Source organism: Nioella sp. MMSF_3534, assembly GCF_030732985.1.
Classification (GTDB): Bacteria; Pseudomonadota; Alphaproteobacteria; order Rhodobacterales; family Rhodobacteraceae; genus Nioella.
In genome coordinates this window covers 39,585-54,575 of record NZ_JASHJX010000007.1, presented here as the reverse complement: position 1 = coordinate 54,575, position 14,991 = coordinate 39,585, and the positions used below count along the sequence as shown (strand labels likewise).

Sequence of the window (14,991 nt, the reverse complement as noted above, 5' to 3'; positions counted from 1 at the left end):
CGTCTGTCCTCGCCTCAGCCTGCCATGTTGACGGCTTCATTGCCGCCCACCATCGCGTTGACGACCTGCTCGCCGGTCACGTCCCTGGAATTGAAGCTGGCGGCATTGCGCCCCAGCCGCAGCACCTCGATCCGGTCGGTGTTGTCCAGAACGAAGTGATGGATGTCGTGGCTGATCACCAGCACGGCCAACCCGTGCGAGGCCAGTTCGCGCACCAGATCGCCCACCTGTTCCGCCGCTGAATGGCTCAGCGCCGCCGTCGGTTCATCCAGCAGCACCACCTTGGGTTCCCACAGGATCGACCGGGCGATGGCGATGTTCTGGCGTTGCCCGCCCGACATGGCGCCCACGTTGCGGGTCAGCGAGATGGAGTCGAGCCGGAGCCGCTTCAGCACCTCCTTTGCCCGCCTCTCCGCCGCCGCGCGGCTGACGCGGTAGCCCGTGTACCACGGCCCTGTCAGTTCCCGCCCCAGAAAGAGGTTCTGAACCGCATCGAGATTGTCGCATAACGCGAGGTCCTGATAGACCGTCTGCACCCCCATATCGGCCACCTCGGCCGGGTTGGACACGGCCACCTCCCGCCCCTCGAACTGATAGGTGCCGCTATCGGGCCGGTGCACACCGGACATCACCTTGACCAGCGTCGATTTTCCGGCACCGTTATCGCCCACAAGCGCCACGACCTTGCCGGGCTCCAGATCGAGCGACACGTCGGTCAGCGCCTTGACGCCGCCGAAATGCTTGGTGATGCCACGCAGGCTGAGGATGGGCTGTGTCATGTCTGCCTTTCCGTATCGCGAGGTCGCCGGCGGAGGTTTCACCGCCGACGACCGGGAGAAACCTCCGCTGTCAGAGGTTATCCTGACACAATTGAGAGTCTTCCGCGCCCTGGCAGACTTCCTCCCAGGTGTAGATACCGGCTTCGACCACGTCCGAGATGTTGTCGAGCGTGACGTTGTTCACCGGCAGGAAGGCAGCGGGGACCATCATATAGTCATTGTCTACCTCGCCGTTCATCCACTGTTCCGGCAGCTCCTCACCATTGAGGATCGCCACCGCCATGTCGGCAGCGGCCTCGGCCATCACCCGCAGGTCCTTGAACACGGTGTTGTCCTGCCAGCCCTGCGCGATGAACTGAAGCGCCTCGATGGTGGCGTCCTGCCCGCCGGTCACGACGATTTCGCCCGGCGCGTAGCCCTGGCTGATCAGCGCCGCGACCGAGCCGCCGGTGGTGCCGTCATTCATGCCAAGAAACATGTCGACCTCGCCACCGGTCCGGGTCAGGCAGTCCTCCGCAAAGGCCTGCGCCTGCACCGGGTCCCAGTTGGGGGTGAAATCCTCGCAGACGATCTCCACGCGGCCCGATGCAATCAGCGGATCGAGATACTCGTTCTGGCCCAGCTCATACTGGGTTGTGCCGTATTCGCCCTGGTTGCCCTTGACGCGGGCGATGCGGATCGTCCCCTCGGGCATCGCTTCGATCAGCTCCGCCGCGCGCTGGCCCTGGGCCTGGCCCACGGCACGGGCGTTGAACAGAACATGCGCCTCGGCCAGACCGCCGATCGCGTCATGTTCATACAGCAAAACGGGAACCCCGGCCTCTTCCGCGGCACGAAGCGCCCCGGCGGACAAGTTCGCATCGGACGAGGTATAGACGATCAGGTCAGCCCCCTGCGCGATGGCGTCTTCCACCAGCCGCTGCTGGCGCACCGGGTCGCCCTCTCCGTTCTGCACGGTGACCATGGCCCCCGGCATCCGTTCCTCCATCGCCGCCACGAACAGAGGCGCGTCGCGGCGTTCGAAGCGGATGGTGGTGGAATTGGGCAGCATGAAGAACACTTGCTCGCCATCGGCCAGCGCGGGTGCGGCGGTGAAGCCGGCCACGGTCAGCGCCACGGCAGCGCTGCTATTGGTCAGGATTTTCGTCAGTCTGGTCATTGTCGTCCTCCCTTGATGTCGGTGGCCCATCGGGGCCTTGCGGGTTCCGGCCGCACGGGGCCGGTTCCAGTTCGGTATTCGTGTGCTCAGTCTAGGCCCGCAGCCCGCCCCGGTCGTGTCGAGTTCTGTCCAGTCTGGAACCGGACAGCCCCGGTCAGCCCGGTTTCGCGGGGATCGGCGTCGCCTCGTAGCAGCCGATAACCCCCTGATCGAAATCGAGAACGGATCCCGTCATGATCCCCGACTCGTCACTGGCCAGATGTGCGATCCAGCGCGCGACCTCGTTCATGTTCAGCAGCCTGCCCGCAGGCAACTGGCTGCCCGCCTCGGCCTGCCAGCCATCGGGCATGTCGTGAAATGTCTTCTGCGTGATGTCCTCGGCGGGGGTGTCCATCCAGCCGATGGCCAGCGCATTCACCCGGATCCCGTCGCGCATCAGCGAAAAGGCCGCGTTCTTGGTGGTGGCCACAAGCGCCGCCTTGGACGCGGCATAGACCGTCAGCATCGGAACCCCGCCATGGGCGGTGATGGTGGCCACGTTGACGATGGCGCCGGGCTTTCCGGCCTCGCGCCAGTGATTGGCGGCGTTCTGCATCAGGAAGAACGGCGCGCGGGCGTTGATCGCGAAGGTGCGTTCCCACAGTGCCGCATCCCCATCCAGAATGCCGCCCCGGTCGGTGATCCCGGCGGAATTGACCAGAATGTCGTAGGTTCCAAATTCGGCAATCGCGCGGTCGTGGATCGATTGGCAATCGTCCAGATCGGTCAGGTCGGCACGGTGATAGACCACCCTTTGTTCCGGCGTGGACAGCGCATCCGCCGCGGCCTGCCCCTCGGCCTCTTTCCGGCCCATGATCAGGGCGCCTTTCAGCCCCCGCCGCAGCATCAGCTTGACCGCCGTCAGACCAAGCCCCTGCGTGGACCCGGTCACCACCGCCACCTTGCCCGCGAATTGCCGGTCCAGCGGAACATCATTCTCGGACGCCGCGTGATAGGCGGCACTGCCATAGGGGCTTTGATAGTCGGTCATGCGTAAGTCACCTCCACCGGCTTGTTGGTCTGGTAGGATTTCAGCGCCGCCTCGGACAGCAGCAGCGCGCGCCGCCCGTCCTCGAATGTCACGTTAGGCGGTTTGCCCGCCGTCACCTGGTCGATGAAATCGCGGATCTCGGCCTCGTAGGCGGCGCGGTAGCGTTCGATGAAGAAATACAGCAGCTCATCCTTCGTCGCCGTCCCGCCCGCCCCGTGGCGCGACACCTCGGTCGGACGGTGGTTGTTGGACCGCACCATGCCCTCGGCCCCGAAGGCCTCCACCCGCTGGTCATAGCCATAATTGGTGCGGCGCGAGTTGTTGATATGGCACAGCGCGCCCGAGGCCGTGCGCATCACGATCATCGCCGTATCCACGTCGCCCAGTTCCGCGAAGATCGGATCGACGCGGTTTGCGGCCATCGCGAAAACCTCGACCGGCTCCTCGCCCAGAACGAACCGCGCCATATCCATGTCGTGGATCGTGGTATCGCGGAACAGGCCACCACAGGCCTCCAAGATCGCCCGGGGGGGAGGAGGCCCCGGGTCCCTGCTTGTGATGACAAGCAGTTCCAGCGCCCCGATCTCACCCGCAGCGACGGCCTTTTGCACGCCCGCATGGCTGGGATCGAACCGCCGGTTGAAACCAAGTTGCAGCGGAACGTCGAAAGCGGCCAGCTTCTCTCGGCACTCCTCGACCTTCTCGATATCGACATCAATGGGCTTCTCACAAAGGATCGGCTTGCCCGCCTCGGCGGAACGCAGGATCATTTCAACATGCGTATTGGTGGGCGAGGCGATCAGCACCGCGTCGACATCATCTGCCCCAAGCAGCGCATCCAGATCGGTCGTCGCCCGCGCCCCCACGGCGGCGGCGGTGCGTGCGGCGCTGTCCTCGAACAGGTCATAACACCACGTCACCCGTGCATCGGGCTGCAACGCCACAAGGCGCGCATGCATGTCGCCGATCCGACCGGTGCCGATTATTCCGAAGCGAAGCATCGCGCCCCTCCCTTACATCCGTTTTAAGAACAGCCTCTCGGAAAAGCCGCCGGTCAACAATGCAGGGTTTGTCCAGATTGGAACTGCGGCTCTCATGGGCAGCGGGGAAAAGTGACGAGAATGGAATTCTCCCGTGATCGGAACGCTTGCTCACCGGGCGCGCCGCCCAACCAACGAAAAAGCCCCGAGGCCGGACCTCGGGGCTTTCCAATTTCAGGTTCGACGGGCGTCAGCTGATCTTCGGCAGAAGCGAGTCGATGCTGGCCTTGGCGTCGCCGTAGAACATGCGCGTGTTCTCCTTGTAGAACAGCGGGTTCTCGATGCCGGAATAGCCGGTGCCCTGCCCGCGCTTGGACACGAAGACCTGCTTGGCTTTCCAGACCTCCAGCACCGGCATCCCGGCGATGGGGCTGTTGGGGTCTTCCTGCGCCGCCGGGTTCACGATGTCGTTCGAGCCGATCACGATCACCACGTCGGTCGAGGGGAAGTCCTCGTTGATCTCGTCCATCTCCATCACGATATCATAGGGCACCTTGGCCTCGGCCAGCAGCACGTTCATGTGCCCCGGCAGACGGCCCGCCACCGGGTGGATGGCAAAGCGCACCTCCTTGCCCGCAGCGCGCAGCTTGCGCGTCAGGTCGGCCACCGCCGATTGCGCCTGCGCCACCGCCATGCCGTAGCCCGGCACGATGATCACGCTGTCGGCCTCGTTGAGGGCCGTCGCCACGCCATCGGCGTCAATCGCCACCTGCTCGCCCTCGATTTCCATCGCGGGGCCCGCGGTGCCGCCGAAGCCGCCCAGGATCACGCTGATGAAGGACCGGTTCATCGCCTTGCACATGATGTAAGACAGGATCGCACCGGAGGAGCCGACCAGCGCCCCCACCACGATCAGCAGATCATTGCCGAGCGAGAAGCCGATCGCCGCCGCGGCCCAGCCCGAATAGCTGTTCAGCATCGACACCACCACCGGCATGTCGGCGCCGCCGATGCCCATGATCAGGTGATAGCCGATGAAGAGCGCCGCCAGCGTCATGATGAACAGCGGGAAGAAGCCGCCCGAGTTGAAGTACCAGATCAGGCAGATGACCGACAAAGCCGCCGCGCCCGCGTTCAGCGCGTGACCGCCGGGCAGCTTGGTCGCCGCCGAGGTCAGCTTGCCCGCCAGCTTGCCATAGGCCACCACCGACCCGGTGAAGGTCACCGCCCCGATGAAGATGCCCAGGAACAGCTCGACCCGCAGGATGTTCTGCTCGACCACCGACTTATGCGCCAGCAGTTCGGCAAAACCGGTCAGCGCCTCGCGCGCCTCCGGCTCCATGCCCAGCACGCGGACCAGCTCGAAATGGGCGTTGAAGCCCACGAACACCGCCGCAAGGCCCACCAGCGAATGCATCGCGGCAACAAGCTGCGGCATCTCGGTCATCTCGACCTTCTTGGCCACGTACCAGCCGATGATCCCGCCGCCCGCGATCAGCAGGATCGACAGCAGCCAAAGGCCCGATCCGGGACCGATAAGGGTCGCAAAGACCGCCAGCGCCATGCCGGCAATGCCGTACCACACCGCGCGCTTGGCGCTTTCCTGCCCGGACAGGCCGCCCAGCGAAAGGATGAAGAGAACCGCCGCGACCACATAGGCCGCCGTCGTGAATCCGAATTCCATAATCCCTACCCCTTCACGATTTCTGGAACATGGCGAGCATGCGCCGTGTCACGAGGAAGCCACCGAAGATGTTGATCCCGGCCATGAACACGCTGAGCCCCGCCAGCAGGATGACCAGCCAGCTGCCCGACCCGATCTGCATCAGGGCGCCCAGAATGATGATCGACGAAATCGCGTTCGTCACCGCCATCAGCGGCGTGTGCAGCGAATGCGCCACGCCCCAGATCACCTGGAAGCCGACGAAGACGCTCAGCACGAAGACGATGAAATGCTGCATGAAGCTGGCTGGCGCATAAAGCCCCGCCAGCAGGATCAGCCCGCCGCCCACGGCCAGCAGCGTCACCTGTTGCCGGGTCTGCGCCTTGAAGGCCGCCACTTCCTGCGCCCGGCGTTCTTCCGGGGTCAGCTCCTTCGGCGCGTCCTTCTTTGGCTGCGCCGCGATCGCCTGAACCTTCGGCGGCGGCGGCGGGAAGGTGATCTCGCCCTGATAGGTCACGGTCGCGCCGCGGATCACGTCATCTTCCATGTTGTGCACGACCTGCCCGTCCTTCTCGGGCGTCAGGTCGGTCATCATGTGACGGATATTCGTGGCGTAAAGCGTCGAGGCCTGACTGGCCATCCGGCTCGGGAAATCGGTATAGCCGATGATGGTGACGCCGTTCTCGGTCACCACCTTCTCATCCATCACCGTGCCTTCCACGTTGCCGCCCCGCTCGGCAGCAAGGTCGACAATGACCGATCCCGGCTTCATCGCCGCAACCATGTCTTCCGTCCACAGCTTCGGCGCGGGGCGGTTGGGAATCAGCGCCGTGGTGATGACGATATCGACCTCGGGCGCCAGTTCGCGGAACTTGGCCAGCTGCGCATTGCGGAACTCTTCGGATTGGACGCTCGCATAGCCCCCCGTCGCCGCGCCATCCTGCGCCTCTTCCTCGAAATCGAGATAGACGAACTCGGCCCCCATCGATTCGACCTGCTCGGCCACTTCGGGGCGCACGTCGAACGCATAGGTGATCGCGCCAAGGCTGGTCGAGGTGCCGATCGCGGCCAGCCCCGCCACGCCCGCGCCCACAACCAGAACCTTCGCAGGCGGCACCTTGCCCGCCGCCGTGATCTGCCCGGTGAAGAAGCGGCCATAGTTGTTGCCCGCCTCGATCACCGCGCGATAGCCCGCGATATTGGCCATCGAGGACAGCGCGTCCATCTTCTGCGCGCGGCTGATCCGGGGCACCATTTCCATGGCGATCACATTGGCGCCCTTGGCCTTGGCCAGTTCCATTCCCTCTTCATTCCCTGCCGGGTTGAAGAAGGAAATCAAGGTCTTGTCGGCAGTCAGCCGCTTGAGTTCAGTCTCGTTGGGAATGCGGACCTTGGCGATGATGTCGGCGTCTTTCCAAAGCGCCGCCGCGGTCTTCACAACGCTGACACCGGCCGCCTCGTAATCGGCATCCGCAAATCCCGCCTTTTCACCCGCGCCAGCCTCGATCAGGCAGTCATAGCCCAATTTCTGCAGCTGCACGGCACTGTCCGGTGTCATCGCAACGCGATTTTCCCCGGCTTCAATCTCCTTGGGAGCGCCTATCTTCACACTGATCCCCTTTCCCTTTGATCCCGTTGTCCGGGCGTTGCAGGCGCTTTTACAGTGCGCAGCCCCCGGCTACAACGGAATGGACGCCGCAGGGCTCATTTACGACAAGGCAGCCCCCCAATCGCCCGCGACCATCTGACCCTGCGTCACCCTCCGGCCGGGAAAAGTCCATCGCCCAGCGGGGCTTAGATCGCACGGTATACCGTTGCACACGTCCAACCCCTTCATTTCATTAATTTAATATTGTTGAAAACCACAGCGAACAGGCTATCGCTAGGCAACCGCGTCAAAGGACCACCGATGCCAAGCTTCCCCGATCACCCTCAGCGCTATGACCTGGCGAATGAGCTGCACGCCCGCCCCTTCCCCTCGATTCGGCACGGCAGCCAGGCCGCGATCATCGCCCTGAAACCGGTCAAGAACGCCGCCGCCCGCGACCGTGATGCCGACCGCGCCCACCTGATCGCCCTGCTCGACCGCTACGACGCGCAGCACCCCAAGCCCGGCGCCACGCATTTTTCCGGCAAGCTCGGGCGCTATCACCTCAAGTGGGAACAGCATACGGAATTCGTGACCTACCTTGTTCATGGCGAGGGGCTAAGCGACCGCCCCTTCGATTCCGCGATCTGGGATCTCTTTCCTCAGGACTGGATGGCCACCGCCCCCGGCCCGCGCATCACCTCTGCGCATTTCCGCATTTCCGAAGGCATCGCGGATGATGACGCCATCTCCACCTGCCTCAAGGACTGGTTCGAACCCGAAAGCCTCGCCGCCAACCGGGTGCTCGACGGCAACGCGGTGCTGGCCAGCGATTTCCGCATCGACCCGGCGGGCCATATGCGTTTCGCGATCTTTCCCCGGCCCGAGGCCGGCCCGGCACGGATCGGCCGCATCGTCCAGCGCCTGTGCGAGATCGAGACCTACAAGGCGATGGCGATGCTGGGCTTTCCCAAGGCGGGCGAGCTTAACGCCCGCATGGCCCAGATCGACACCGGTCTCTCGGCGCTTCTGCGCGACATGACCGGCGACAGCACCGCGCCGGATCAGCAGCTCGACCAGCTTCTGACCTATGCCACCGAGCTGGAAAACCTCATGTCCCGCGCCTCCTTCCGCTTCGGCGCCACCGGCGCCTATGAGGCCATCGTGCAGCAGCGCATCGAGATCCTGCGCGAGGAACGGTTCGCGGGCCGCCAGACCTTCGCCGAATTCATGCTGCGCCGCTTCGATCCCGCCATGCGCACGGTGAAAAGCACCGAAACGCGCCTCCGCTCCATGACCGACCGCGCCTTCCGCGCCGGCGAGCTTCTGCGCACCAAGGTCGAGGTGGGTCGATCGGCCCAGAACCAGGACCTGCTGGAAAGCATGGACCGCCGCGCCGCCCTGCAACTGCGCCTGCAGGAAACGGTCGAGGGGCTCTCGGTCGTGGCGATCAGCTACTACGCGGTCAGCCTGCTCAGCTACCTGCTCGCCCCCATTGGCTATGGCTTCGGCATCGAGAAACCGTTGGTCACCGCCGCCCTCGTCCTGCCGGTGATCGCAGCCGTCTGGCTCATGACCCGGCGGATCAAAAAGATGGTGCACTAGGGCCCTACATCCACCCCTTTCATCTTGGCACCAACTACCTCAGCCGGAGGCATCCGGACGGATCTAGCCGCAGCAGACGCCCACCGGACGCTTGCTGCACCACCAAGACCGCCATTCGATGCAGCACAAGCCTGTTCGGTACGGCGCGCAATGCTTTCTCAGGAATGAAAGTCTGACGTCTACCCAGCGAACTCAAGTGCAAGGTTTCTTGTCACAATATGTGAATGAACAATGGGTCGCCCATTCCCATCTGCAATCCTGGCAATAAACGATTCAACAAGGTTTCTTGCCTCAAATGATACAACAACGCTATAATCGATCACCTCACCACCCTCCAACAACAGGAGGTTGATGAATGCGCGATACTGTGTTCCATTAATTTCCTCTTCCAAGATCAACTCCGTTTCCACATACCTTCCCGGAGGTCTCGTGAACGAAGCCCAAGTGAACTCATCAATTTGTTCGAATTGCTCACGATCAAAATCAATGTCACACTCCCCTGGAGAACAGCCTTGAAACTCAATCTCCCAATACTCCAAGCCGGACTCGCGCGTCACAAAGAGCAATGTTAACGGCGGAAGACCCGATCCGTCATACTGTGAAACGAAAGAAGTGGCCCTAGAATTTATGGGGTCTCGATATTCTGAACCTGACACATGCTCGACCGCAAATGTACTTGCTACGATCAATTCTCGCCCAATAACTTCAGAGGATAGGTTGTATCCGGGCATAACTCTTTCAAGCATTGCAATGAACTGATTGAAATCACTTCTAAGAGAATGAATATAGAGACCGACACCAATTGCGACCATTAAAAGGATGGCGTACACTTTTATTAAATGCGGTTTAACAATCATTTGAATCGCCTTTCCTGTTTCACCAACGCCACCCGAGATTGAGACCCAGTGCTGTCCGCAGAGGTCAGCTTGCCATCACCATCATTGTCGAGCACAGCCTTCAACACCTGAAGATCACTCGCCTCCGTCGGGTCCCAGCTAGTGCAGACGCGGCACGACTGGTCCCGGATGCCGACTCGGTCCACCCCATCATGCGTACCGCCCGACTGCAGACCTTGTACCGTCGGCATCACGGCCCCCTTCTGCCACACATCACCCGAAAGACGGCGTCCGAGTCACCGCCTTTCGTCAACCCTATTGCCAAACATATACCCCTGCGCCATTCTCCCATTCCGTATGCACAGGGGGTGTACGGGGGGTGTACAGGGGGTGTACGCACGGCACCCCCCTGTTTTTCGCCTCACTGAACGCGCAGCGCGCGGCGCATGATCTTGCCCGTGGCGGTCATTGGCAGGCTCTCGGCCCGTACCACCTTGCGCGGCACCAGATGGGCCGAGACACGCTCTCTCACCAGCGTTTTCAGGGCGTCTTCCATCCCCTCCCAATCCGCACCGTCCCGCAAGACAACATGCGCCACCACGATCTCGGTGCGGATCGGATCAGGCTCCCCCACCACGGCGGCCATCAGCACATCCGGATGCCGCACCAGCGCCGCCTCGATCTCGCTCGGCCCGATTCTGTAGCCCGCAGATGTGATCACGTCATCGTCACGGGCGTGGAAAGTGATCTGCCCATCCGCCCCGCGCGTGGCCAGGTCTCCGGTCCGCAGCCAGCCGTTTTTCACTTTCTTTTCCGTGGCTTCCGGCTTGTTCCAATAGCGCAGGAAGGCGACCGGGTCGGGCATTCTAAGGCAGACCTCGCCCACCTCACCCGCGCCTGTCTCGCGGTCGTCAGCCCCCAGCAAACGTACCTCATGCCCCGGCACCGGCAGCCCCATGGCCCCCGGCACGCGGGTCATCATCGCGGACCGCGCCGCCACGATCAGGTTGGCCTCGGTCTGCCCGTAAAGCTCGTTGATCTCCGCCCCAAGCCGCGCCTCGCCCCATTCCAGCATATCCGCCCCCAAGGGCTCGCCGCCGGAACTGACCGCCCGCAGGCACAGCCCCTGACCCACCGGCGCCTGCTTCATCAGCCGCAAAGCGGTCGGTGGGATGAAAGCATTCGTCACCTTCTCCGCCGCCAAAAGCCGGTAGGCCGCCTCAGGTTCGAACTTCGCAAAGCGGTGGCTGACCAGGGGAATTCCGTAGTAAAGACAAGGTATTGCCATATCCATCAAGCCGCCGATCCAGGCCCAGTCCGCGGGCGTCCAGCCCACATCACCGGCACGCGGGAACAGACCCTGGCTCAACTCCATGCAGGGCAGATGACCATATAAGAACCGATGCGCGTGCAGCACACCCTTGGGGTCGCCGGTGGTGCCCGAGGTGTAGATCATCATCGCCGGATCTTCGGCCAGGGTATCGGCAGGCACAAAGCCGCGCGCGGGCGTCTCGATCAGATCGGGCAGAGACAGAACCGGCGCAGGCGCGGTCCCTGTCGAGATCACCACCTCCAGCCCCGGCAGATCGGGCTGCAACGCCATCACCCGGTCCAGATTGGCCGGGTCCGTCACCACCGCCCGCGCGCCGCTGTCCGACAGGCGGTAGCGCAGCGCATCTTCGCCGAATAGCGTGAACAGCGGCAGCACCACGGCCCCCAGCTTCATCACCGCCATATGGGTCAGCAAAACAAAGGGATGCTGCGCCAGCAGAACCGCCACCCGATCACCCCGGCCCACGCCCTTTGCCGCCAGAGCCACGGCCAGCCCGTCAGAGGCGCGCTTGAGTTGGCCGTAGGTCCATTCCTGCCGGTGGCCATCCTGTCCGATATGGATGATTGCGACCTGATCCGGACGGATCGCGGCCCAATCGTCACAGCAGAGCCGCGCGATATTCACCCGCTTGGGGATGTCCCAGTGAAAGCCCGCGCGCAGATCTTCCCACCGGGCCTCGGCCCGGAACAGCCGCCGGTCCATGTTATCCGCCAGCAATGACCGTCAGCGTCGGCAGGTCCGTCAAGCCAAGCCCAAGGGCCTGCATCGCCATCAGCGAAATGCGGCTGCCAGATCCGGGCGCGCCGCCGCTCGGGCGCAGGGTGACCTCGACGGAATTGCCGTTCTCGGCCTCCAACCGGCCCTCCGTTTCCGCGCTTACCAACGGCGTTTCCAGCCACAGCCCCGGCGCCGTCGGGTCGCCCAGAGAGGCCACGGTTGTGCCAAGTACGCCGGAGGCTGGGGCCTCGGCGGTCTCCTCTTCCGGCTCCTCGCTTCCTTCTTCCGTCTCTTCCTCCTCCGTTTCGCTGGCCACCGAAGGGGGCGGCACGGCGCTGGCCTCGCGGTCACGGTTCAGGAAAGACAGGGGGCGAAACCCACCACCGCACCCGGCAAGCGAGGCGACGAGGGCAAGGGCCAGAAGGGCGCGGAGCATCTGTGTCATGATGCGAAGCCTAGGCGCAAAAATCGCATGCATCAACGCTTGCCGCGCCTGCCTGTGCAAACTACCTTCTCAATATGGAAACGCCCGCCCCCCTGATAGACCCGTTCGCCCGCGCCATCGACTACCTGCGCGTTTCGGTCACCGACCGCTGCGATTTCCGCTGCGTCTATTGCATGTCCGAAAACATGACCTTCCTGCCAAAGAAGGAGCTTCTGACGCTGGAGGAACTGGACCGCATGTGTTCGACCTTCATCCGGCTTGGGGTGAAGAAACTGCGGATCACAGGGGGCGAACCCCTGGTGCGCAAGGGGATCATGACGTTCTTCGAGTCCATGACCCGCCACCTGGACAGCGGCGCGCTGCGCGAACTGACGCTGACCACCAATGGCAGCCAGCTGGCGCGCTTTGCGGATCAGCTCTATGCCGCAGGGGTGCGACGGGTGAATATCTCACTCGACACGCTGGACGAGAAGAAATTTGCCGACATTACCCGGTGGGGCCGCCTGCCGCAGGTGCTGAACGGCATCGACGCGGCGCAGAAGGCGGGTCTGCGGGTCAAGATCAACGCGGTGGCGCTGAAGGGCTTCAACGAAGAGGAGCTGTTCACCATTCAGGATTGGTGCGCCAGCCGTGACATGGACCTGACCTGGATCGAGGTCATGCCAATGGGTGACCTGGGCAACGAAGACCGGCTCGACCAGTATTGGAGCCTCAAGGACCTGCGCGCGCGGTTGGCGGAACGCTACACGCTGACCGATCTGGCCGAACGCTCGGGCGGTCCGGCGCGCTATGTGAAGGTCGAGGAAACCGGCCAAAAGATCGGCTTCATCACGCCGCTGACCCATAATTTCTGTGAAAGCTGCAACCGCGTGCGGCTGACCTGCACCGGCGAGCTGTACATGTGCCTCGGGCAGGAAGACATGGCCGATCTGCGCGCGCCGCTCAGGGCATCGCCTGATAATGCGGTGCTGGAAGAGGCCATTCGCGCCGCCATTGCGCAAAAGCCCAAAGGCCATGATTTCGACTATTCCCGGCAGACCGTAGACGGCCAGATGACCCGTCACATGAGCCACACGGGCGGCTGATCAGGCGGGCTTGCGCGCGATCAGGTCAATCAGCGCCGAGCGCCCGGAATGGCCCCGGCCCTCCTGAACATCGCGTTCATAGGCGGCGAGCCGCTCCACCTGCCAATCCCCGAACGCCTCTCGCAACAGATCGGACGTGTACATATGCGCCCGGTTGCCCGGCCCGCCGGTGCCGTGGTCGACCTGTTCGGGCGTGTATCCATGCAGCATCAGAACGCCCCCCTGGGCCACGGCACGGCGCAGATCCGCAAACTGGCCCACCCGCGCGGCAGGATCGGCGAACTGGATGAAGATCGCGACCACAAGGTCATAGGTCCGCGACCAGTCCCACCCGGCCCAGTCCGAGACGTGGTAATCCACCACCACGCCCTTTGCAGCCGCCAGGGCCCGGCCCCGTTCCACCGCTGTCGGGGCCATGTCGAAGGCCGAGACCTCCAACCCCCGTTCGGCAAGATGCACGGAATTGCGCCCCTCGCCGTCAGCGACGCAAAGCGCGCGCTGCCCCGGCTTTATCCAGCCGGGGTTGTCGGTCAGGAATCCTGCCGGGGCGATACCGAACAGATACTCCCCTGACGTGCGATAGCGATCTTCCCACATGCGCGTCAGGCCGCCGGCATCCGGCGTTCCACGATCTCGGCCCACCAGCTGCACCCGGCGGGAATGGCTTCATCCGTGAAGTTGTATTCCGGGTGATGCACCGCCGCCGTATCGCCATTGCCAACGAGGATATAGGCACCGGGACGTTCTTCCAGCATGAAGGCAAAGTCTTCGCCCCCCATGACCAGCGGCGCCTCGTCACAATCACCGGACACGGCGCGGGCGACCTCGGCGGCGAATTCGGTCTGCTCGGGGTGGTTCACCATCACCGGATAGTTGCGCTGATAGCGCACGTCTGCGCTGCCCCCCATGGCTGCGCTCACCTGCTCGGCAATCGCGGTCAGACGGGTTTCGGCAAGGTCACGCATCTCGGGCGACATGGTGCGCACGGTGCCTTTCAGATGCACGCTTTGCGGAATCACGTTGAACGCCTTGGAGGAGCTTTCGATAGACGTCACGGACACCACGATGTTTTCCACCGGGTCCGCGTTGCGGCTGGCGATGGTCTGCAGCATCGTCACCACCTGGGCCGCCGTCACTGTCGGGTCGATGGTTTCCTGCGGTTTCGCACCATGACCGCCGCGACCCGTCACGGTGATTTCGAACAGGTCCGTGGCCGCAAAAAACGCGCCGGAGCGGATGGCGAACTTGCCGACGGGCTGGCCGGGCCAGTTGTGCATCCCGTAGACCTCCTGAATGCCCCACCGGTCCATCATGCCATCGTCGCACATCTCCTTGCCGCCACCGCCGCCTTCTTCGGCGGGCTGGAAGATGACAACGACCGTCCCGTCGAAATTGCGCGTCTCGGACAGGTATTTCGCCGCCCCAAGCAGCATGGCGGTGTGCCCGTCATGGCCGCAGGCATGCATCGCATCGGGCGTTTTGGAGGCATAGGGCAACCCGGTTTCCTCGTTCATCGGCAGCGCATCCATATCGGCGCGCAGGCCGATCACCTTGCCGCTCGTGTCAGATTTCCCCTTGATGACACCGACAACACCAGTGCGCCCGATGCCGGTCACGATCTCATCGCAGCCGAAGTCCTTCAACTTCTCGGCCACAAGGGCAGAGGTCCGGTGGGTTTCGAACAGGATTTCGGGATGTTCATGGATATCGCGCCGCCATTCGGTGATTTCGGGCAGCAGTTCCGCAAAGCGGTTCTTGACGGGCATTCTCT

General features: G+C 63.4%; 13 protein-coding genes. 2 read left to right on the top strand and 11 right to left on the bottom strand.

Annotated elements, in window-relative coordinates; translation table 11 throughout:
* Positions 1–14 precede the first annotated feature (14 nt).
* The 6 genes from RBB16_RS04675 to RBB16_RS04650 all read right to left on the bottom strand — a co-directional run bounded on the left by RBB16_RS04675 (position 15) and on the right by RBB16_RS04650 (position 7,220).
* The gene (locus RBB16_RS04675) at positions 15–779 is read right to left on the bottom strand and encodes an ATP-binding cassette domain-containing protein (protein WP_306045056.1); all 765 of its coding nucleotides are present in this window, start codon (positions 777–779) and stop codon (positions 15–17) included.
* Between the two features lie 70 nt (positions 780–849).
* The gene (locus RBB16_RS04670; protein ID WP_306045055.1) at positions 850–1,938 is read right to left on the bottom strand and encodes a substrate-binding domain-containing protein; all 1,089 of its coding nucleotides are present in this window, start codon (positions 1,936–1,938) and stop codon (positions 850–852) included.
* A 154-nt stretch (positions 1,939–2,092) separates the two neighbouring features.
* Positions 2,093–2,968: an SDR family oxidoreductase gene (locus RBB16_RS04665; protein WP_306045054.1), complete on the bottom strand. Its 876-nt coding sequence runs from the start codon at positions 2,966–2,968 to the stop codon at positions 2,093–2,095.
* Positions 2,965–3,969 (bottom strand): inositol 2-dehydrogenase, encoded by a 1,005-nt coding sequence (gene iolG / locus RBB16_RS04660; RefSeq protein WP_306045053.1) that lies wholly within the window; start codon positions 3,967–3,969, stop codon positions 2,965–2,967. The genes RBB16_RS04665 and iolG overlap by 4 nt, the downstream gene beginning before the upstream one ends.
* A 229-nt stretch (positions 3,970–4,198) precedes the next feature.
* A complete protein-coding gene (locus RBB16_RS04655; RefSeq protein ID WP_306045052.1) occupies positions 4,199–5,632 on the bottom strand; it encodes an NAD(P)(+) transhydrogenase (Re/Si-specific) subunit beta in 1,434 nt (477 codons plus the stop codon).
* A gap of 13 nt (positions 5,633–5,645) precedes the next feature.
* Positions 5,646–7,220, bottom strand: a complete 1,575-nt coding sequence (locus tag RBB16_RS04650) for a Re/Si-specific NAD(P)(+) transhydrogenase subunit alpha (RefSeq protein WP_306045051.1) — start codon at positions 7,218–7,220, stop codon at positions 5,646–5,648.
* A gap of 300 nt (positions 7,221–7,520) precedes the next feature.
* Between RBB16_RS04650 and RBB16_RS04645 the strand changes: the two genes are divergently transcribed.
* Positions 7,521–8,804 (top strand): DUF3422 domain-containing protein, encoded by a 1,284-nt coding sequence (locus tag RBB16_RS04645; RefSeq protein ID WP_306045050.1) that lies wholly within the window; start codon positions 7,521–7,523, stop codon positions 8,802–8,804.
* A 179-nt stretch (positions 8,805–8,983) separates the two neighbouring features.
* Here RBB16_RS04645 and RBB16_RS04640 read toward each other — a convergent pair whose 3' ends face one another.
* The 3 genes from RBB16_RS04640 to RBB16_RS04630 all read right to left on the bottom strand — a co-directional run bounded on the left by RBB16_RS04640 (position 8,984) and on the right by RBB16_RS04630 (position 12,135).
* Complete coding sequence (locus tag RBB16_RS04640) at positions 8,984–9,661, bottom strand: hypothetical protein (RefSeq protein WP_306045049.1); 678 nt, start codon at positions 9,659–9,661, stop codon at positions 8,984–8,986.
* Between the two features lie 400 nt (positions 9,662–10,061).
* Entirely contained in the window at positions 10,062–11,675 is a 1,614-nt protein-coding gene (locus RBB16_RS04635) for an AMP-binding protein (RefSeq protein WP_306045048.1), read from the bottom strand.
* A 1-nt stretch (position 11,676) separates the two neighbouring features.
* Positions 11,677–12,135, bottom strand: a complete 459-nt coding sequence (locus tag RBB16_RS04630) for a D-galactarate dehydratase (RefSeq protein WP_306045047.1) — start codon at positions 12,133–12,135, stop codon at positions 11,677–11,679.
* A 74-nt stretch (positions 12,136–12,209) separates the two neighbouring features.
* Between RBB16_RS04630 and moaA the strand changes: the two genes are divergently transcribed.
* On the top strand, positions 12,210–13,220 hold the full coding sequence (gene moaA / locus RBB16_RS04625) for a GTP 3',8-cyclase MoaA (protein WP_306045045.1): 1,011 nt from the start codon (positions 12,210–12,212) through the stop codon (positions 13,218–13,220).
* On the opposite strand, the gene RBB16_RS04620 is transcribed toward moaA, so the two are convergent.
* Together RBB16_RS04620 and RBB16_RS04615 are read right to left on the bottom strand one after the other, a co-directional pair.
* On the bottom strand, positions 13,221–13,862 hold the full coding sequence (locus RBB16_RS04620) for a cyclopropane-fatty-acyl-phospholipid synthase family protein (RefSeq protein WP_371931211.1): 642 nt from the start codon (positions 13,860–13,862) through the stop codon (positions 13,221–13,223). It abuts the gene before it with no gap.
* Positions 13,823–14,986, bottom strand: coding sequence for a M20 aminoacylase family protein (locus RBB16_RS04615; protein ID WP_306045044.1), 1,164 nt, complete (start codon positions 14,984–14,986; stop codon positions 13,823–13,825). Before RBB16_RS04615 ends, RBB16_RS04620 begins: the two co-directional genes overlap by 40 nt.
* Between the last annotated feature and the right edge of the window lie 5 nt (positions 14,987–14,991).